The following is a 442-nucleotide window of genomic DNA, read 5'->3' as shown; positions in this document are numbered from 1 at the left end:
CTAGGCCGTGTTTAGAAAGTGGTCTTGGTGAGGGCGCGGAGCCAGATGTCGATCACGGCGATGTGGATGGTGGCTTCGTAGCGGACGGCGAGCTTGTCGTAGCGGGTGGCGACCGCGCGGTGTTGTTTGAGCAGGTTGATGCCGCATTCCACGGCGTGGCGCAGCCGGTAGGCGGCCGGGTCGAACACCGGCGGCCGTCCTCCGGCCGAACCCTTGGCCTTACGGTGCGCCTGCTGGTCGGCCTTGACCGGGATGGTGGCCTTGATCCGACGGCGGCGCAGGTAGGCACGGTTGGCCCTGGCCGAGTACGCCTTGTCGGCCAGCACCCGCTCCGGCCTCGTCCTGGGGCGCCCGGGCCCGCCGCGCGACACGCTGACCTGCTCCAGCACCGGCACGAACTGCGGGCTGTCCCCGCGATGCCCTGCCGTCAGCACCACCGACA

At 69.9% G+C, this 442-nt stretch carries 1 protein-coding gene; it reads right to left on the bottom strand.

Annotated features, from left to right (window positions below; translation table 11 throughout):
• Positions 1-11: 11 nt before the first annotated feature.
• The coding region (locus tag QSK22_RS33350; RefSeq protein WP_502872403.1) for a transposase at positions 12-442 on the bottom strand (431 nt) is incomplete at its 5' end.

Origin of the sequence: Actinomadura sp. NBRC 104425 (assembly GCF_030269545.1) — a bacterium.
Classification (GTDB): Bacteria; Actinomycetota; Actinomycetes; order Streptosporangiales; family Streptosporangiaceae; genus Spirillospora; species Spirillospora keratinilytica.
The sequence above is the reverse complement of the archived record's forward strand: the minus strand, read 5'-3'. Positions and strand labels throughout refer to the sequence as shown.